The sequence below is a fragment of the uncultured Senegalimassilia sp. genome (assembly GCF_934630535.1).
GTDB lineage: Bacteria > Actinomycetota > Coriobacteriia > Coriobacteriales > Eggerthellaceae > Senegalimassilia.
Genome location: NZ_CAKTVU010000025.1, coordinates 1 through 18,657, shown reverse-complemented (window position 1 = coordinate 18,657; position 18,657 = coordinate 1). Strand labels below are relative to the sequence as shown.

Annotated in this window: 15 protein-coding genes; 12 read left to right on the top strand and 3 right to left on the bottom strand. The window is 64.4% G+C overall.

Features of this window, described 5'->3' with window-relative positions; translation table 11 throughout:
- Window positions 1–147: 147 nt before the first annotated feature.
- Together Q0D52_RS09355 and Q0D52_RS09350 are read right to left on the bottom strand one after the other, a co-directional pair.
- Window positions 148–345, bottom strand: a complete 198-nt coding sequence (locus Q0D52_RS09355; protein ID WP_294362669.1) for a DUF6724 family protein — start codon at window positions 343–345, stop codon at window positions 148–150.
- Window positions 346–576: 231 nt separating this feature from the next.
- Window positions 577–3,072, bottom strand: a complete 2,496-nt coding sequence (locus Q0D52_RS09350) for a molybdopterin-dependent oxidoreductase (RefSeq protein WP_294382358.1) — start codon at window positions 3,070–3,072, stop codon at window positions 577–579.
- Window positions 3,073–3,267: 195 nt separating this feature from the next.
- Here Q0D52_RS09350 and serS point away from each other — a divergent pair, with 195 nt between their 5' ends.
- The 11 genes from serS to Q0D52_RS09295 all read left to right on the top strand — a co-directional run bounded on the left by serS (window position 3,268) and on the right by Q0D52_RS09295 (window position 15,292).
- Window positions 3,268–4,560 (top strand): serine--tRNA ligase, encoded by a 1,293-nt coding sequence (gene serS, locus Q0D52_RS09345; protein ID WP_294382356.1) that lies wholly within the window; start codon window positions 3,268–3,270, stop codon window positions 4,558–4,560.
- A gap of 54 nt (window positions 4,561–4,614) precedes the next feature.
- Entirely contained in the window at window positions 4,615–6,249 is a 1,635-nt protein-coding gene (locus Q0D52_RS09340) for a hypothetical protein (protein WP_294382353.1), read from the top strand.
- Window positions 6,246–6,743 (top strand): hypothetical protein, encoded by a 498-nt coding sequence (locus tag Q0D52_RS09335; RefSeq protein ID WP_294382350.1) that lies wholly within the window; start codon window positions 6,246–6,248, stop codon window positions 6,741–6,743. Before Q0D52_RS09340 ends, Q0D52_RS09335 begins: the two co-directional genes overlap by 4 nt.
- A gap of 30 nt (window positions 6,744–6,773) precedes the next feature.
- Window positions 6,774–7,766, top strand: a complete 993-nt coding sequence (locus tag Q0D52_RS09330) for an ATP-grasp domain-containing protein (RefSeq protein WP_294382347.1) — start codon at window positions 6,774–6,776, stop codon at window positions 7,764–7,766.
- A 167-nt stretch (window positions 7,767–7,933) separates the two neighbouring features.
- A complete protein-coding gene (locus Q0D52_RS09325) occupies window positions 7,934–8,428 on the top strand; it encodes a YtxH domain-containing protein (RefSeq protein ID WP_294382342.1) in 495 nt (164 codons plus the stop codon).
- An 88-nt stretch (window positions 8,429–8,516) separates the two neighbouring features.
- Window positions 8,517–9,461: a PRC-barrel domain-containing protein gene (locus Q0D52_RS09320; protein WP_294382341.1), complete on the top strand. Its 945-nt coding sequence runs from the start codon at window positions 8,517–8,519 to the stop codon at window positions 9,459–9,461.
- Window positions 9,462–9,473: 12 nt separating this feature from the next.
- A complete protein-coding gene (locus Q0D52_RS09315) occupies window positions 9,474–10,364 on the top strand; it encodes a TVP38/TMEM64 family protein (RefSeq protein WP_294382339.1) in 891 nt (296 codons plus the stop codon).
- Between the two features lie 10 nt (window positions 10,365–10,374).
- Window positions 10,375–11,016, top strand: coding sequence for an NINE protein (locus Q0D52_RS09310; protein WP_294382336.1), 642 nt, complete (start codon window positions 10,375–10,377; stop codon window positions 11,014–11,016).
- A gap of 494 nt (window positions 11,017–11,510) precedes the next feature.
- On the top strand, window positions 11,511–12,461 hold the full coding sequence (locus Q0D52_RS09305; RefSeq protein ID WP_276667917.1) for a hypothetical protein: 951 nt from the start codon (window positions 11,511–11,513) through the stop codon (window positions 12,459–12,461).
- A 500-nt stretch (window positions 12,462–12,961) separates the two neighbouring features.
- Complete coding sequence (locus Q0D52_RS09300; protein WP_294382332.1) at window positions 12,962–13,456, top strand: hypothetical protein; 495 nt, start codon at window positions 12,962–12,964, stop codon at window positions 13,454–13,456.
- A gap of 30 nt (window positions 13,457–13,486) precedes the next feature.
- Window positions 13,487–15,292: a carbon starvation CstA family protein gene (locus Q0D52_RS09295; protein ID WP_294382329.1), complete on the top strand. Its 1,806-nt coding sequence runs from the start codon at window positions 13,487–13,489 to the stop codon at window positions 15,290–15,292.
- A 230-nt stretch (window positions 15,293–15,522) separates the two neighbouring features.
- Here the strand turns inward: Q0D52_RS09295 and Q0D52_RS09290 are convergent, their stop codons facing one another.
- Window positions 15,523–17,031 carry a helix-turn-helix transcriptional regulator gene (locus Q0D52_RS09290; protein ID WP_294382326.1) on the bottom strand — a complete coding sequence of 503 codons (1,509 nt, stop codon included), beginning with the start codon at window positions 17,029–17,031 and terminating at the stop codon, window positions 15,523–15,525.
- Between the two features lie 502 nt (window positions 17,032–17,533).
- Between Q0D52_RS09290 and Q0D52_RS09285 the strand changes: the two genes are divergently transcribed.
- Window positions 17,534–18,657: VWA domain-containing protein (locus Q0D52_RS09285; RefSeq protein ID WP_294382323.1), on the top strand; the 1,124-nt coding region annotated here is incomplete at its 3' end.

Below are 18,657 nucleotides of genomic sequence, written 5' to 3'. Positions count from 1 at the left end.
GAAAGGGCCTGACCCCGGTTCGAAAGAATCGAGGCCAGGCCCAATATTGTCTATTGACAATGTCCTGCTCATATTAAAGAAACCGCCCCGCGTATTGGCGTTGCGGGGCGGTTCGGCGGCAGGTGTGAGTGAGTGGCCGCCGTGTGGTTATTCGGAATCTTCCTCGTCGTCATCGTCGAAGAAGGACCAGTCGTCCTTGCCCTTCGGGCGGTCGACGAACGTTTTGCGGGTGCGACGTTCCATGATGAAGCATGCGATAAGGCTGATGATGAGACCCGCACCGACCATAATGCCGATGCCGGCATATGACTCGAAAAGAAAATGGTACAGGCCGATCCAATCCATGCTGTTCCTAACGGTTCGTTCGCAGGCGCTCGAAGGCGCGTATTACAAAGCCAAAGTATACTACACCGTTCCCGCTCCGGTTGCGCCAAGAACGAAGAACAACCCACGATTCGCAACAAACCGCAAGAGTTCGAAGGCCTCGAGGGCCTGACGGTTCGGGGACGTAGGACCAAGTGTCCGAACCGTCAGGGTCGGGACGGTTTCGGGCGGATAAGCCTTCGCCCCCATGTGTCAGGACTTGCGGAGACGGCACCAGCAGGTGTGCTGGGGGTTGCCGAACGCCAGCGGCGAGGGGCGGCTGGTGGTGAGCGTGTTGATGCAGCCGCCGACGTCGACGGGCTCGGCGGTGCTACCTTCCGCTTGCCACCAGGCGCCTTGCGGCATGACGATGGTGCCGGCGATCACGTCGTCGGTGACATGCGCGGGAAGGCGCAGCGTGCCGAAGCGGTTCGCTGCCTCCACCAGGTCGCCGGTCGCGATGCCTCGCGCGTCGGCGTCGGCGGGGTTGATCGAGATGACCTGCGGCACACGTCGCGAAACGGCGGGCACGTTGCCCCATGACGAATGGATGCGCGCGACGCTATGGAAGCCGAACACGCGAAGTGGCTGGTCGTAGGCGGGTTCGGTATCCGTTTCGATTTCCTGGCCATCCGCGCGCGGCCCGGCGCTCGTTTCCTTCGCCCCGCCGCCCGCAGCCTGTTCGACGGCGAACTCCGCCGGGCCCCATTCGGGCACGTAGGTGGGGATGGGCGTGATGGCGCCCTCGTCGGGCGTGCCGCGCAGCGCCTCGGCCGTGGCGGCAAGCTGTTCGCTGAACAACTCGATCTTGCCCGAAGGCGTGTCGAGCGGATGCGCGTCGGGGTCGCTTCGCCAGTCAGCCAGCGCCACGAACGGCTCGGTGCGGTCGGTCCGCCAGGCGAGCCCTTCCTCGAGCAGCCGGTCGAACGTCGGCAGCCCGGTACCGCGTTCGCGGTCACCCTCGTATAGGCGGCGAATCCATTCGCCTTCCGTACGCCCTTCGGTGAACGCATCTTCGATTCCCCACCGTTTTGCCAGCTCAGAGCACACTTCCCAGGCTCCGCGACGCTCGAAGCGAGCTCCCAGCTCCCCGGTGCTGACGGCGATGCGCCGGCCCCAGGTATCGGTGTCCATTGCACTTTCCTGCTCCATGCGGAACAGGTCGGGCAGCACGATGTCGGCATAGCGCGCGGAATCAGTGAACTCCACGTCCACGTTCAGGATGAACTCGCACTTCGACGGGTCGCCCAGCACGCGATGCGCGCGGTTGACGTCGCCGTGCTGGTTGGTCAGGCAATTGCCGCCGTGGCAGATGATTGCCTTGATGCTGCAGGGGAGGTGCGCAGTGCGGTCTTGATGTTGTACGCAATCCGTTGCACGTTCGTCTTGGGAGTCTGCTTCGGGCAGCCCGCGAACGCCTTCGCGTGTGCCAAGCGTTTCCTCGTTCTCGATGGCATCAAGGAACCGATACGCCGGGATGCGGAAGGGAACAGAGTTCTCACCTGCGGAAACTCGCGTGAGGAAGCCGCCGCCCCAAGCGATGTTCATGCCGTTGTTCGTACCGGGCAGGCCCACTTGCCCGAGCGCCGCGGCCAGCATCATGATCATGCCGCTGGTCATCTCGCCGTTGCTTCGGCGTTGCGGGCCCCAGCCCTGCATGATGAACGCGGGCCGTGCGGTGGCAAGCTGCGCTGCCAGTTCGCGAATGTCGTTCTCGGCGATGCCGGTGATCGCCGCCGCCCATGCAGGCGTTTTCGCCACATGGTCGTAGCCGGTGCCGCGCAGGTAATCCGTTACGGAAAGCCCCAGGCCGCGCCGGTGCTCGGGCAACGTCTCGTCGGTGAACCCGACGCAGCGCTCGCGCAGGAAATCCCAGTCCAGCGCGTTGTGCGTGAACGCCAGCTCGTGTAGGAGCGCCGCCGCCAGCGCACCGTCGGTCCCGGGGTTGATGGGCAGCCAGGAAACGGTTTCCCTGCCCGAGCCCTTGCGTTTGGGGATGGAGCCGTTGCGGCGCGGGTCGACCATCACGATGCGTCCGCCGCGTTCGCCCACCTGCTTGACCACGCGGTCCCAGGCGCCGTGCCAGGTGGCGCGACCCGTTCCCGTTTCCGCCGGCGAAGCGCCGAACACCAGCACGAGCCGCGCATCGGCGGCGACATCGAGCTCGCTGCCGCCGGGGTAGAGCGCACCGGGCCCGTACATGCTACGGACCATGGCGTTGATCTGCGGATTCGAGTAGTTGTTGTAGCGATCCAGGAAGCCGCCGAAGCAGTTCATGAGCCGCTCGAACGGATCGGCGGTGGTGCACGATTGCCCGGTGGTATAGGCCAGGTAGATGGACTCGTTGCCGTGCTCGCGGCGGATGCAGGCCAGCCGGTCGGCTATCTCGTCAAGCGCTTCGTCCCAGGTCACGCGCTCGAACCGCGCAGAACCGCGCGGCCCGACGCGCCTCATGGGCCACATAAGGCGGTCGGGGCTGTTCGCCCACGCGCGCATGGACAGCCCGCGGTGGCAGGCAGGGGCGGCCTTGTTCGCCGACATGCGCGTCAGCTCGCCGTCGCGCAGGTGCAGCTCAAGCGGGCAGTGGCCCGGGCAGTCGATGGCGCAAAACGCCGGCGTGCGGGTTTCGGCAGCTTCGCTCTCAAAAGCGGGATCGACCGGCTCCGCCTTGCGGAAAAGCCGGTCGGCTATGTTCGTGATCGTTTTCATGCTCCCATTATCGCCGGCGCCTTTCGCGCGCCGCTGCATGCGCTTGTTATTGCGCCGTTATCACATAGCCGCAATCTCTGTGCCTTCGCGTGCCGCTCCCGTGAAGGCCCCTCATCGCCCGCGCCGCACGCGCGTTCCCTGCGCTATACTGGGAAACTGCTCTACTACAACCGATTCATAGAAGGGGAGCGCGCAATGCTAGATCTTAAGTTCGTTCGCGAAAACCAGGAAGCCGTCGCCCAGGCGATGAAGAACCGTCATGCTTCATGGGACGCGTCGCGCTTCTCCGAACTTGACGAAGCCCGCCGTGCCGCCATCACCGAGGAGGAGGCCCTGCAGGCCGAGCGCAACGCCACGTCCAAGAGCATCGGCCAGATGATGGCCGCTGGCGAAAAGGACAAGGCCGAGGCCGCCAAGGAGCGCGTGCGCGAGATCAACGACCAGCTGGCCGCCGTTTCCGCCAAGCGCGAGGCCGCCGACGCCGAGCTGCAGGACATCCTGCTGCGCACGCCGAACATGCCGGCCGACACCACGCCCGTGGGCGACGATGAGAACGATAACCCCGAGGTGCGCCGCTGGGGCACCCCGCGCGACTTCGAGGCCGAGGGCATACAGATGAAGCCGCACTGGGACCTGGGCGCCGACCTGCACATGCTCGAGCCCGAGCGTGCCGTGAAGCTGGCTGCTAGCCGCTTCGTCCTGCTGCGCGGCCAGGCCGCCCGCCTGGAGCGCGCCATCATCAACTTCATGGCCGATACGCACACCAGCCGCGGCTACACCGAGTGGTGGTGCCCGGCAATGGCCAACGCCAACACGCTGACCGGCACCGGCCAGCTGCCCAAGTTCGAGGACGACCTGTTCAAAACCCGTGAGGGCCTCTACCTGATCCCCACGGCCGAGGTGCAGCTGACCAACATCCACTCCGGTGAGGTGCTCGAGGCTTCCGACCTGCCGCTTCACTACTGCGCCTACACCCCGTGCTTCCGCGAGGAGGCCGGCAGCGCCGGTCGCGACACGCGCGGCCTCATCCGCGTGCACCAGTTCGACAAGGTGGAGATGGTCAAGTACGCAAAGCCCGAGGAAAGCTACGACGAGCTGGAGGCCATGGTCAACGACGCCGAGCACATCCTGCAGCAGCTGGGTCTTCCGTACCGCGTGATCAGCCTGTGCACCGGCGACATCGGATTCTCCGCCGCCAAGACCTACGACCTGGAGGTCTGGCTGCCCAGCTACAACAGCTACAAGGAGATCAGCTCCTGCTCGAACTGCGTCGACTTCCAGGCGCGCCGTGCGAACATCAAGTACCGCGACCCCGAGAACTTCAAGGGTTCGCGCTACGTCCACACGCTGAACGGCTCCGGCCTGGCGGTGGGCCGCACCATGGCCGCCATCATGGAGAACTACCAGCAGGCCGACGGCACCATCAAGGTCCCCGAGGTGCTGGTCCCCTACATGGGCGGCGTCGAGGTCATCGGCGACCAGGCTTAAAGCCGGCGCATGGCCTTCTGAAGGAAAACTGCACGTAGATAAGGTATTTTGCACGTGGTAACGAAACGAAAGCCACCGAAGCAGAATAACGAACAGGGCGCGCCGGGCAAACCGGCGCGCCCTTCCGTTAAGGGCAAGGCGGTTGCCCGTCCCGAGGTGCGCCCCGAGGCGGCTGCGGCGGCGTCGAACGATGCCGCTGCGAATGCGGCGAACCAGGCAAGCTCGCAGGCGGCGGCACCGGGCAAGCCCAAGCGGCGCATAGCCATGCCGCAAAGCTCGACGCGCCTGAAGCAGAACCAGGCGGCGAACCAGGCAGCCCCAGCTCAGGCTGGGGAAGCGGGCGCTGCGCAATCCGCGCAGCCCGCGCGACGGCCGGCCGCGCAACCCGCGCAACCTGCGGGGTCTTCCGCCTCGCAGCCTGCCAGGCCTTCGGCCTCGCAGCCTGCCAGGCCTTCGGCCTCGCAACCGTCCAGGCCTTCCGTGGCGAAACGCGGAACCGGCAAGCCGACGAAGGCGCGCAAGCCGCTGAACGTCCCTTCGGTTCAATCGGGCGGGGACGGGAACGCCCCGGCCTCCGCGTCTGGGGAATCCGCCGCACCTGCCGAGCAGGCTTCTGCAGCGCAAGCCAAGGCCGCGGGGGCGAAGCGCCGCCTGAAGCGCTTCTCGGTCGCAAAAGCCGAGAAAACCGCCTCCGACCAGGCGAAGAAGATGGAAGGCACCGTCTCCGAAGCCGATGCCGAGCATGCGAAGGATGCCGCCCGCGCCGCAATCGCCGGCGAGGCGGCGAAGCGCAGGCTTGAGCGCCGTCAGCGCATGCTCAAGCGCACCGGGGAAGGCGCCGGCGCCGATGCCGCAGGTCAGGGCATTGCCGAAGGCGATGCCGCGCAAGCGCGGGAAGCTGGCGAGGGGCCGCGGGCCGGCGAGGGCGCGCGCAAGCTCCCATTCAACCTGCCCGAGCTGCACTTGACCTGGCCCGTCGTCGCCGTGTTGGTGGCGATCGCCGTGGTGGTGGTCACGGTGGGCTCGTTCTCGTGGGGCCGCTGGCTTCGCTATGACGACGCCGCCGACTTCCAGGGCGCGTGGTATGCGAATGGGACGACGTCCCTGGTCACGGTCGATGGCCAGGAAATCCATCTGACCAGCGATGTCGCCTACGGCTACACGCTCGACACCGGGGCGAAGACCATCACGTTCACGTTCGGCGACCTGCAGGGCCAGGGGCGCTACCGCTTCTCGGCCGACCGCAGCGAGCTGGTCATCACCGACGGTGACGGGTTCTCGTTCTGGGGCAACCTGTTCAGCGATATCGGCTGGCAGTTCGGTCAGCTCATCAGCGGATTGCAAGGCAAGGAAGTCCCGCGCGAGGAGGTTGTCGACGGCGTGACGGTGCTCGATCGCACGCCGGGCGAAGGCGCCGTGGCGGCGCCGGCAAGCCAGGCCCCGGCCCAGGACGCCGACGCGTCCTCCGCGGATGACGCCGCGTCGAGCGACGCGGGCAACGGTGAAGCTTCCGATGGCGAAACCGCTGACGGCGACGCTGCCGGCGCGGATGCGGCGGGCGATTCCGCCGATGGCTCCAGCGGCTCCGGCTCGCAAGGGTTCACCGGCGCAGTAGCCGAGGGCGGCATCGAGTCGGCTGGCAGCAACGCGGTGACCCTCGAGCAGCTGAAAAGCGGGTCGCTGCGATGACGCATGACGGCGTCTGCGCGGTTGACGATGCTTCGGCGGTCCCTATCCGCGTCGAGCGTATGGAGGTGCGGCGCGGGCATTTGGTGTGCCAGGTGGCGTTCGGAGCCGCGCCGCGCATCACTTCGCCCCAGCTGATATTGCACGTGCTGGCCGAGGTTCCCACGCTGGCGCAGCATGCCTGCGTCAACGAGCGCGGCACCACGTTCGCGGCGGTCATGGATTGCACGCCTCTGCCTCATTTGCTGGAGCATCTGATGGTTGACCTGCAGGTACGTGCGGAAGCGGGGCGGTGGCTCGCGTTGCCCGGCGTAGCTGCGGAAGCTCCGCCTCATGTGGCGGGCGCGACGCATGACCACCCGATCGTGGGCACCAGCGAATGGCTGGACGAGGCGGCCGGTATCGCCCGCATAGACGTGAGCTTCGCCGACGACCTGGTAGCTCTAAGGGCCATGCGAGATTCCGTGGCGTTTCTCAACAAGCTGCTGCGCGGGTAACGCGCAACATAAAAGGAAAGGAGGCCCGAGATGGGCTTGAAGATAGCGGTGATCGCAGGCGGCGCGTTCGAGGCGGAGCGCTCGCTTGCCGCGGCGAACGACGTGATGGCGGCCCTGAAGGAGGCCGAGCACGAGTCCGAGCTGTTCCAGGCCGATGGCTCCCTTATCGACGACCTGCTGCGTGCGCGGCCCGATGCTGCGATCAGCTGCCTGCGCGGCGGCGACGGCGAATCCGGCGACATCCAAGACGCGCTTTCCGCAATCGGCCTGCCGTGCGTGGGCGGCAGCGCGGCGGTGTGCCGTCTCGCCTATGATAAGGCGGCGCTCGCCGAGGCGCTCCAGGCGTACCACAACCTTACGGAGGACGTGGTCACGGCAACGATGCCGCAAACGCTGGCGTTTTCGCGCCGCGCGTTCGAGCTTTGGGGCATGGAGGCGGTGCTTTCCCAGGTGGAAAGCCGCTTCCCCGACAGCTTCCCGCTGTGCGTGAAGCCCGCGTCCGGCAGTTCCGCCCACGGCGTGTCGCGCGTCGAGGACGCCGAGCAGCTGGCCGAAGCGCTGCGCGAGGCGTTGAAGATCTGCGAGCGGGCGCTCGTGCAGCCGTGGGTCGATGGCGTGCAGCTGTGCGTGCCGGTCATCGGCACGGGCTGGAACGCCTTCGCGTTGCCCCCGGTGGAGATCGTGGCGAAGGAGGGCTGGTACGACGCCGCGGCGCGACGGGCCGCCGATGCCGTCGAGCTGCACATCCCCGTGCGCAACGCGTCGCTGTCCCCGAGCGAGGCCGACGCCCAGGCCATCCGCGCCGAGATCGAGCGTGCGGTGTTGGAAACCTATCGCGCCCTGGGCATGCGCGACTGCGGCTGCATCGACCTGATCTGGGACGGTGCGCAGGCCATCATCTTGGAGGCCGTGGCGAACCCCTGCTTCTCCGCTGAAGCCCCGTTTGCCCAGGCGGCCAAGGCGGCGGGCCTTACGTTGCCCAACCTTCTCAACGAGTTGGTCGAAAGCGCGCTGGACGCGTAAAGCGGCCGATAACGGGGGCTTTTGCGGCCCCCGAACCGTATACGGGCTTTCTCAATCTAACAAGAAGGCAACCTTTTTCTGCAGGTATTGGAAAGTCGGCGAGTCCTCATCGCCTTGCTCGTATAATGGCAGCACAGATGATCGTCCCGCATATTTAGGAGGCCGTGATGAGCAACAAACTTGGTATCTTTCTCGCAGGTGGAGCCGTTGGTGCCGTGGCGGCTTTGCTGTGCGCTCCCCGCACGGGCCAGGAAGCCCGCACCCTGGTGGCCGATAAGGTGAACGAGGCCTGGGGTCAGGCGCAGAACATCAGCGCCGATGCCGGCGTAAACGCCCAGCAGGTGTACCAGAGCGCAGCCGCCCGTGGCCAGGAGGTCGTGTCCACGGTGCAGGCCAAGGGCCAGGAAGTGGCCGGTCAGGCCGCTGCCCGCGTGCAGGAGGTGGCCAGCAACCTGAAGCCGTCCTTCACCCAGGACAACGACGAGCTGCGCGACAAGATCGAGGCTGCGCGCCAGCGCATCGCTTCCCAGGTGGCCAAGAACGCCGAGGAAGCCGGCCAGGCAACCGAGGAGGCTGTCGAGGCCGTGGTCGAGGCCGTCGAGCCCGTTGCGGAGGAGACTGTCGAAACGCCTGATCAGGCCGAGGAGCCGAAGGCCGAATAGCATCCGATTCAAATCATGATACCGAAGCGGCGTGTCCGGCCCTAGGCAGGTTTCGGCGCGCCGCTTCATGCTGCATAAGGGGATTTCCATGGCGAGCAAACTCATCACCACCCACGAGCTGACCGGCACGCGCGTGCTGGGCGGCAAGAAGGGCACGAAGCACATCGGCAAGATCCGCCGCTTCGTGTTCCATCCGAAGGAGAAACGCGTCATCGGTTTCGTGGTGAAGCGCCCCGACCTGCTATGGATGTTCCATCGCGCCGACGTGTTCGTGCCCATCGACGGCTACGACCTGGTGGACGGCCGCGTCATCATCCGCCCCGATGCAGCCGCAAGCGGCAAGGCATATTGCAAGAAAGAAGGCCTGAACTGGGACGACTGCGTGCTGTGGGTGGGTCTTCCCGTCATGAGCGAGGACGGCGAGTCCTACGGCATCGTGGGCAACGTCACGTTCAACCGCATCACGGGCACCGTGGATTGCTTCGAAACCGATAACGGCGCAACGTCGAACGCCCTGCTGGGCAAGCGCACCATCCCCGCCGACATGGTGCGCGGCTTCAAGCGCGGCATGGGCGCCGCATTGGCCAACATGGGCGGCGAGGGCGTGGAGGGCGAAGAGGTGCAGCTTGGCGCCATGCTCGTCTCTTCCCAGGTGGCCGAGCTGAACAGCGAAGGCGGCGTGGCCGAGAAGGCGGGCGCTGCAACCGCCGTCGCCGTCGACAAGGTGCATACCACTGTCGACAAGGCGAAACCCGTGGTCAGCAAGGCCGCCGCGGCAACCGGCGAGGCGGTCAACAAGGGCGCATATGCCACGGGCAAGCAGATCAGCAAGTCCAAGCATATGTTCCAGGATTTCAAGGCCGAATACGACAAGGCCGTGGCCCCGTCGGACGGGCAGAAGAAGGCGGCTTCCGCAAGCAAAGCCTCTTCGGCAAGCAAGACCTCAAGCGCCAAGAAGAAGGCCGCTCCGAAAAAGAAGAACATGTTCGCAGCGTTCAAAGATGAGTACGATAAGGCACGAAACGGCGAGTAGCCGGGAATCGAAGTGGGCCAATTGAAGCGCAAGGAAGCAAGAGCGCAATCGAACACTCGCAAAAAGGGCGCCGTCAAGCGCAAGAACAAGGCGGCCCGCAAGAAAACGCGCGAGCAAAGGCAGCACCAGGGCCTTCGCGAGCGTGCGCATGAGCGCAAGGAAGAGCTGCAACAGAAGGCCAACGAGGAAACGCAGGTGCGCGGCAGGCCCGTTCGCCGCGGCGATATCTTCAAGGTCGTGGGCCTTGCGGCGTTTATCGGCATCATAAGCCTGGTCAGCTGGCTGGTGTGGCCTTACATCCACATGATGTTCGAGCCAGGCGGCATCGACCAGGTCATCGACAGCGTGCGCGACGCCGGTCCCATGGGCTTCCTTATCCTGCTGGCGCTGCAGTTCCTGCAGATCGTGGTGGCGTTCATCCCCGGCGAGGCCACGCAGATGGCCGCCGGTATGCTCTACGGTCCCTGGATCGGCGGCCTGGTCATCTTGCTGGGCAGCGTCCTGTCGAGCGCCTTCGTGTTCATGGTGGTGCACCGCTTGGGAGCGCCGTTCGTGAAGGACATGGTGTCCGAGAAATGGATGGGCAAGTTCGAGCGCTTTGAGAAATCCGGCAAGCTGGAGCTCATCGTGTTCGTGCTGTTCCTCATCCCCGGCATGCCGAAGGATATCTTCACGTATCTGGTGCCGCTGACCGACATGCGCATGCGCACGTTCCTGCTGCTGTCCAACGTCGGCCGCATCCCGGGCATCCTGGTCTCCACGTACGCGGCAAGCGGCCTGGTAGATGGCAACGTATGGCAGAGCATCGTCATGCTTGCGGTGCTCGCCGTGCTTGCGGTGCTGTGCGTGATCTTCCGCGAGCAGCTGATGGGCGTGGTTGAGAAGTTGGGTAAGAAAAGGTAAGGGAAACGCCATGGATTCGATGAACGAACGCAGCGCAGCCGACGAGCTTGCCGCTGCCGAGGCGGAGTTGAAGGCCGCGCAGGAACGTCTTGACGCCGCGCGTCAGCGCATGGCGTCCGGGCAGCCGCAGCAGCCCGCATCGTATGCATCTCAGCCGGCAACGGCCTGGCAGCCCGATGCACCGGCGCAGGGTCAGCCCTATATGCCGCAGGCGGGCGCCCAGCAGCCGGCCCAGCCGTATGCCGCGCCGCAAGGATCGGCGTATGCTCAGCCGCAGGCCCAGGCCGCGCAGCAGCCGTATGGCGCGCAGCCGGGCTATGGGTCGGTGCCGCCGCAGAACCCGTATGGCCAGCAGGCGCAATACGGGTATCAGCAGCCCTACGTCGCGCCTACGGTCGGCGAAAAGGACCACGTGGCGGCAGGCTTGCTGGCGCTGTTCCTGGGTTGGCTCGGCGTGCACAAGTTCTACCTGGGCTACAACACCTCGGGCTTCATCATGCTGGGCACGTCCATCTTGGGCGGCATCCTCACGTTGTCGGTGGCGTCGTGGGCTATCTGGGTCATCGCCATCGTCGAGGGCATCTTCTACCTCTCGAAGTCCCAAACCGAGTTCGAGCAGATGTACGTACTAAATAAACGTGAATGGTTTTAACTGTTCCGCCTGCCTGCCGGCAGGCGGACGAGCTCGACGCTGCGGGCCCCCGTGGCACGCCGTCTCGCCAACGGTTCCGCCTGCCTGTCGGCAGGCGGACGAGCTCGACGCTGCGGGGCCCTGCGGCACGCCGTCTCGCCCTTCAGCTGCACAGGCATGGCCCTTAGGCCAATGCCTGCTTGCTTCAGGGCGATACGACGCACCGCAGAGCCCCTCGCTGACTTTTTTGGCGTCTCGGAGGTTTTTGCTTTCTATCCCGGGAGCTTTGCTTTCTGTCCCCTGAGGTTGTCAGGGGAGGGGCTATGCCGGGCGTTCCCTGCGCTTGCCGTCCTCAGCGGTGGGAAAGGTCCGGCGAGTGGTCGCTTGCTGGATTGGTCGCGGCTTTTTTCGGTGGATAGGCGCGGCAGGGTTGCCGCTTCGTTAAAATGAACCCAGACACGCGGCGCGTGCTGCGCCGTTATTCTTGGAACTTGCATCCTATAAGGAGGAACACCATGCCCAAGATCACTCGCGACCAGGTGAAGGTACCTGCCGACGTCCTGGCAGACGTCCGCGAGACGTACGTCGACAACTACATGAAGGCCACCCGTGGCACGGGCCGCCTCATGCTGTTCGCGTGCGACCAGAAGGTTGAGCACCTGAACAAGGACTTCTACGGCGAGGGCATCGACATCGCCGATGCCGAGCCGGAGCACCTCTTCAAGATCGGCGATCAGGGCGTGTGCGGCGTTTTGGCTGGCCAGCGTGGTCTTATCGCGCAGTATGCCGCCGATTACCCCAACATCAACTACCTGGTGAAGATGAACTCCAAGACCAACCTGGTCAAGACCGCCCAGGAAGATCCGTACAGCCCGCAGCTGTACGACCTGGAGGCCGTGCTCGCCATGCGCGACAACGGCGTGAACATCGTGGGCCTGGGCTACACCATCTACCTGGGCAGCGAGTACGAGTCCACCATGCTGGCCGAGGCTGGCGAGCTCATCGCCGCCGCCCATGCCAACGGCCTGCTGGTCGTGCTGTGGATCTACCCGCGCGGCAAGGCCGTCACCGCTGAGAAGGACCCGGACCTGATCGCCGGCGCCGCCGGCGTCGCGCTGTGCCTGGGCGCCGACTTCGTGAAGGTCAACCCGCCCAAGCCCGAGGGCGACGACAAGCGCACGCCCGCCGAGGCCCTGAAGGTCGCCTCCATGGCTGCAGGCCGCACCGGCCTGGTTTGCGCCGGCGGTTCCACCGTTGACGCCGAGACGTTCCTGACCCAGCTGCACGACCAGATCCACGTGGGCGGCGCCGACGGCAACGCCACCGGCCGCAACATCCACCAGCGCAGCCTGGACGAGGCCGTTCGTCTGACGAAGGCCATCAGCGCCATCACGCTGGCCGACTACACCGTCGCCGACGCCCTGAAGGTGTTCAACGGCGAGGCCGACTTCGCCTGGGAGGACTAGCAGTCCAGCCTGATCGAAGGCAAAAGTATAACGTTGCTGCAGGTACCTCGCCGAATCGGAGTGGCTGCGGGCAGGCGGGCCGCCAGGCCCCGACAACGGATAACCAAGCACCCGGAAGGTTCGCCTTCCGGGTGCTTTTGCGTTCGCTCGGTTTTGTTCATATGCTCAAAACCCTATGATTCCCGATGTTTGCCATGAGTGCTTTTCATCATTATTTTGGAAAATGTGTACATTTTTGGCTTCAGAAATCCTACCGAAGCACTACAATAACTAAGCACGCAAGACGCGGAGCTAGGCAAGATGCTGAAGGAGTTTGCGGGTTTTTGAGCGATCGAACGGCTATTCAGGCAGGTGTCGAAGGCACCGACCATCCAGTCGAACAGACGGATGCTTCGGGAAAATCCAGGCGTGAGGCGGAGGAACAGGCCGCCGTGCGCGTTGGGGAGCCAGCCCTTCGGTCCGAGGAGCAACCCTCCCGGGCAAAGGACGAAAAACACTTGGTGCTGAAGCGTATTCTCGCTGCACACGAGCAATGGTTCGATGTGCGACGGGGATACGAGTACGCCGGCCGCACCTTCCCCGGGTATGCCGAGTTCCATTCCTATGGCGAAAAGTACGTGCTGGTCAAAAGCGCGAAGCTATGGGAGGTCGACACGCATGAGTATCTGTTCTTCGCCCTTGGCGATGCCCTGGACGAAACTCAGGTGCGCGATCTTGTGTCGTTCATGGAACATGATGGGCTCAAAAAGGTGGTTCCCAAGCCGAACCACATGTCCTCGGCCATATCCCTGGTGATCATTGCGGATTCCTGCACTCAGGAAGCGGCGAAGGCGGTGCGCAAAACGCGCTTCCGCAAAAACTTCGCCCTGGGCATCCGTGGCTGGGCCGACCTTCGGGTGGCCGTCGCCGACCTCTCTGCGAACCGCGTGATAACGAACGCGGCGGGCAAGCAGCTGAAAACCACGTTGGAGGCGAACCTGCTGCCGCGTTCCTAACATCGGAAACGCAAAACAGAAGAGGGTTCCATGAACGCATTGCTCATCCTCCTTGTTGCTGCGGTCATCCTGGTCATCGGCTATATCTTCTATGGCGGCTGGTTGGCAAAGCAATGGGGGGTCGATCCCAAGAATCCGACTCCGGCGCACGAACTGGAAGACGGCGTGGACTACGTTCCCGCGCCGCCCTACGTGGTGCTGGGTCATCATTTTTCGTCCATCGCCGGCGCCGGCCCCATCAACGGCCCCATCCAGGCGGCCGTGTTCGGCTGGGTGCCCGTGCTGCTGTGGGTGCTCATCGGCGGCATCTTCTTCGGCGCCATGCACGACTTCGGCAGCTTGTTCGCATCGCTGCGCCATAAGGGCCAGACGCTGGCCGTCGTGGTTGCCGAGAACATCGACAACACGGCGAAGAAGCTGTTCTGCATCTTCGCGTACCTGACGTTGCTGCTGGTGGTGGCTGCATTCGCCTCCATCGTGGCGAACACGTTCGCCGTGGTGCCCGACCCGGACGGCACGAAGGCCGCCACGAACCTGGCCAACCAGCAGACGGCCATGATCTCGGTGATCTTTATCGGCGTTGCCGTCGTCTACGGCATCCTCACGCGCGGCCGCAACATCCCCGGCCCGGTCAACATCGCCTCCGCCATCGTGCTGATCGTCATCATGGTGGCCATCGGCTACAACCTGCCGCTCATGGGCATCTCCCTGTCGCTGGATTACAACACGTGGATGATCATCCTGGGCGTGTACATCCTGATCGCGTCGGTCGCCCCCGTGTGGATCTTGCTGCAGCCCCGCGACTATCTGTCCAGCTACCTGCTGTACGGCATGATCTTGCTGGCCGTCATCGGCATCGTGGGCGCATCCCTCACGGGCGCCGCTGCGAACCTGCAGATTCCCGCGTTCACCGGCTTCGTTGCCACGAACGCCGCGTTCGACGCCTCCACGGGCCAGGCGCTCGTCGACCAGGCCGACAAGGCCATCACGAACAAGGCCGCCGCTTCGGGCTTCCTGTTCCCGGCGCTGTTCATCACCATCGCTTGCGGCGCCATCTCCGGCTTCCACAGCCTGGTCGCCTCCGGCACCACGTCCAAGCAGCTGGATAGGGAAGCGGAAGCGCAGCCTATCGGCTACGGCGGCATGCTCATCGAGTGCCTGCTGGCCGTCATCTCGCTGTGCGCCGTCGGCTTCGTGTGGAGCAAGTACGCCGCGGGCGGCTACGCCTCCCCGACTGCCGTCTTCGCCGACGGCCTGTCCCAGATGCTCGCATGCATCCCTGGCCTGGCCAATGTTCAGGGCCTGGCATATGCGCTGCTCATCCTGGCCGTTTCCGCGTTCTGCCTGACCTCGCTCGACACCGCCACCCGCCTGGCCCGCTACATGTTCCAGGAGCTGTGGACCCCTGTCGATGTGAAGCACGAGGACCTGACGGGCGTACGCAAGGCCATGGCGAACCCTTACGTCGCCACCATCATCACCGTGGTCATCGGCGTGTTCCTGGGCATGACCGGCTACACCATCATCTGGCCGCTGTTCGGTGCCGCCAACCAGCTGCTGGCCGCCCTGGCGCTGCTGGCCGTGTGCGCATGGCTGGGCAACGCGGGCCGCAACAACAAGATGTTCTTCGTGCCCATGGCCTTCATGCTGGCCGCCACGCTCACCTCGCTGGGCATCACGTTCTACCAGAAGACCCTGCTCATCATGAAGGGCGGCGACATCTTCGCCCCCGCCGTGCAGGCGCTGCTGGCCGTGCTGCTGTTCGTGCTGGCCGTGGTGCTGGCCGTCAAGGGCGTGAAGACCATCGTGGCCACCGCCAAGCGCAACGCCGCATAAGCTGCGGTTTAATAGGGAAGGTCGCGCGACCCTGCGCCTTCTGAGACTGGAAACCCCGTCGCAACCTCGGTTGCGGCGGGGTTTTCGCGTGTTATGGGGCGTACGGGGTGAGTAGGGCTGCCCGCGGTGGGGAAGAGGGCGCACGGTTTCGCGGGGTTTTGCAGGTTGGGTGCGAAGCCTTCTTGCGGTGGTGGCGCGGGCGAAGGAGCGTGCTGGGCGGCGGGGTGCGTCTACTCCCAGAACAGCTTCGTAAGGCCGACGCGGGATTGCGTGCCGGTTTTCTGGTAGAGCGAGGTTAGGTGCCGTTGGAGCACGCGCAGGGAAATGCCCATGTCGGCGGCCACATGCTTGAGCGGGCGTTCGTCGGCGGTGACGGCGGCAAGCACCTCGGTCTCGCGCGGCGTGAGCGAGAAGCGGCTGGCGAAATCCCCCAGGTGCGCTTCCGGGGGGGGGTCGATTGCGGCATCGTCAGCGGAAGGCGCGACCTCGGTTGCCGGGCGCTGTGCGGCTTCCGCCGGATGTTTGGCGACTACCGGCTGAGCAGACGTCTCGCCATCCCTCGGACGGGGGCGCAAATCCAGCATGCCGGCGGCGAAGAGCAGCGCGTTGATGCCGATGATCAGGGGGACCAGCAGCACGACAACGGCTATGGGGCTTGTCAGGTTGATCACCAGCAGCGCGGGTGCGCCGATCGCGATGGCGGTCACGTTGTTGAGCGCTCGCCCCATGCTGCACCACAGGTCGGGTGCGCGCAGGAACTGCGCTATCCAGACGAACACCGCAGTATAGAACGTCATGAAAACGCCCGAGCCCAGGAAGTAGACGACTTCCCCGATGGCGTATGGCCCGCCCGCCTCCACCCCGAGCATCGCGCCGACTGAGAGCAGCATCATCCAGAACATGACGATACCCAGGTAGCGCGCACGGTGCAGATCGAACAGCACGCCGCCGGCGAAGCCTCCGACTGCCATCAGAACGCGCGGCGTTATGTTGGTGTATTGGCTGGTCCAGGGCGAGCCAATGTCCATAAAGGTGTAGAGCGTGTTGAACAGCACGGAGAACAACAGCACCAGCGCGAAGATCACGATGACGGCGGTACGAGGGGTCATGTGGTCGAGACGCCATCCGGCGAACTTGCTGCTTTCGAGGTGGTTTCCTCTGCGCTGTTCTCGTTGCGTGGAAAAGTCTGCGAGCGCAGATCGGGGCGGCCATATGCGCGCGTTGATCACGCCGAGGGCGATGATGCTCGCGGAAAGCACGACAGCTTCGACCAGGTGATTCGACGTGAACTCGAGCAGGGGGATTTGCACGAGCACGCCAAGCGCGTGGCTGCCGCCGATCAGCGTTGCGAACCGCGCGATGCTGCGCGACCTCACGCATGTTGCCCAGTACACGGTGGCGCCGGCAAGCCCGATAAGGAAGAACCCGACCGCGCCCGTGCATGCGATCACCAGCGGCGACGACGCGAAAACGACGCCGACAAGGGATGCGACCCCAAGGATGGTGACGACCCCCATGAACACAGGCCGGCCCTTTTCGCCGACAAGACGGTTTTTAAGAGGGAAGGCCAGCAGGCCCAGGGTGCTGGCACCTTGGATGGGGAACTGCGAGAGGAAGGGGCCATGTCCTCCGGGTTGAGCTAGGTTGGCCTGGAAGAACAGCGTCGACTCAAGGAACACGAAGAAGAACAACGCAAGTGCGCAAAACAGCAGTCTATTTTCGCGTTTCGCGTTGTCCATCGCACTCCTCCTTCCAGGCGTGTCCGTGCCCCCTAAACCTATTGTATCCCGTGTTGCGGCACCTTCGTTTTTCAATTTCTCCCAGATGGCTAACTTTGGCCGCGAGTTCTCGGGAAGCGTCCGCTGCTTGGCCACATTGTCCACGGGGGTCGTTTATGCGACCCCCTGACGCCCATCCATTCACCTGCGAAAACGGAATATCGGGGTCGTACGTTCGCATATACGGCGTGGTTCCCTGTATCCCCATTAGCAATGATGTTACCAGGAGGCGTAGCGGCTTGATGCCGGCTGCGCCGCTGGTGCGATGCGCGGTTTCGGGCTGTGCGCGCGTTCGATGATCGGCGGGGAAATGCCGACGTCGGCGGGCGCTATGGCATGGGGAGAACCGTGCGGGAAGGAGCGGGCCCATGAAGACGTCAGGGTACCGGAAAAGCCCGAGCGCGCGCATATGCAAGCGCAAGGGGATATGGAAGGCCGCGATGCGGTGGAAGGAGGCGAGGACATGAAATCGACGAAGCGTTTCAAGGCAGCGTTAGCCGCCGTGCTGGTGCTTGCGTTGTCGCCGCTGTTCGGCGGCGCGGCGTTCGCGGACGGCTCGTCGGCGACAACGTACAGCGGCAACAAGACCGCTGTCACGGACCCCTCGACCATTTGGGATTGGCAGGGGCTTGTCGAGAATGACACATCGAGCGTCGGGCGCATCTGGACCGACAAGACCGTGTCGAACGATACGATCAGTAAGAACGACGTCACCGTATCCAAGGCGAACGGTGCGGACTTCGTGACCGCGCTCACGGCGTTGTCATCCACCTCAAACCTGTCCGATACGGCGACTACGCCGCTCGACATCGTGCTTGTGCTCGACGCCTCCGGGTCTATGAACGACCCCATGGGCAGCGGCGATGACACGAAGCGCATCGACGCGCTTAAGAGCGCGGCGAACTCGTTCATCGACGAGATCGCCAAGCAGAATGCGACGGTCAAGGATGCCGCCAAGCAGCATCAGGTCTCCATCGTGAAGTTCGCTGGAAACAAGACCGACAAGGTCGGCAACGACACGTATCGCGAAGGCCAGTATTGGTACAACTACAGCCAGGTGATGAAGACGCTGGCTCCGTGCACTAACGATACGAAAAGCGCCTTCTCTTCCCAAGTGAACGCCATCCAGCCCGCCGGTGCAACGAATGCCGCCGCAGGCTTGGAGCTTGCGAAGGGTCAGACCTCCGATCGCTCCGATGCCAAGAAAGTCGTCATCTTCTTCACCGACGGCACGCCGACGGAATATAGCGAGTTTTCCCCTGACGTCGCCTCGAGCGCCGTTGGGCACGCTAAGGAAATGAAGGACGCGGGTGCTGCGGTGTACTCCATCGGCATCTTCCAGGGCGCCGATCCGGCAAAGAATCCCGATGGGCAGGGCGTTTCCAATGAGAATAAGTTCATGCACGCCGTGTCGAGCAACTACCCGTCTGCGACGTATTCTTACGAGAGCACGAGTTGGTGGTCGGGCGAATATATATGGAACTTCGGCGATCGTGCGAAGGGCTCCGATGGCAAAGACGCCACGTTCTACAAGAGCGCGACCAATGCCGATGAGCTGAAGCACGTGTTCGACGACATCTCCAAGGA

Excerpts from the sequence above, each read along its gene's own strand:
- Q0D52_RS09355 (WP_294362669.1), bottom strand. The coding sequence starts at position 345 with ATGGATTGGATCGGCCTGTACCATTTTCTTTTCGAGTCATATGCCGGC.
- Q0D52_RS09350 (WP_294382358.1), bottom strand. The coding sequence starts at position 3,072 with ATGAAAACGATCACGAACATAGCCGACCGGCTTTTCCGCAAGGCGGAG.
- serS (WP_294382356.1), top strand. The coding sequence starts at position 3,268 with ATGCTAGATCTTAAGTTCGTTCGCGAAAACCAGGAAGCCGTCGCCCAG.
- Q0D52_RS09335 (WP_294382350.1), top strand. The coding sequence starts at position 6,246 with ATGACGCATGACGGCGTCTGCGCGGTTGACGATGCTTCGGCGGTCCCT.
- Q0D52_RS09330 (WP_294382347.1), top strand. The coding sequence starts at position 6,774 with ATGGGCTTGAAGATAGCGGTGATCGCAGGCGGCGCGTTCGAGGCGGAG.
- Q0D52_RS09325 (WP_294382342.1), top strand. The coding sequence starts at position 7,934 with ATGAGCAACAAACTTGGTATCTTTCTCGCAGGTGGAGCCGTTGGTGCC.
- Q0D52_RS09320 (WP_294382341.1), top strand. The coding sequence starts at position 8,517 with ATGGCGAGCAAACTCATCACCACCCACGAGCTGACCGGCACGCGCGTG.
- Q0D52_RS09310 (WP_294382336.1), top strand. The coding sequence starts at position 10,375 with ATGGATTCGATGAACGAACGCAGCGCAGCCGACGAGCTTGCCGCTGCC.
- Q0D52_RS09305 (WP_276667917.1), top strand. The coding sequence starts at position 11,511 with ATGCCCAAGATCACTCGCGACCAGGTGAAGGTACCTGCCGACGTCCTG.
- Q0D52_RS09295 (WP_294382329.1), top strand. The coding sequence starts at position 13,487 with ATGAACGCATTGCTCATCCTCCTTGTTGCTGCGGTCATCCTGGTCATC.
- Q0D52_RS09290 (WP_294382326.1), bottom strand. The coding sequence starts at position 17,031 with ATGGACAACGCGAAACGCGAAAATAGACTGCTGTTTTGCGCACTTGCG.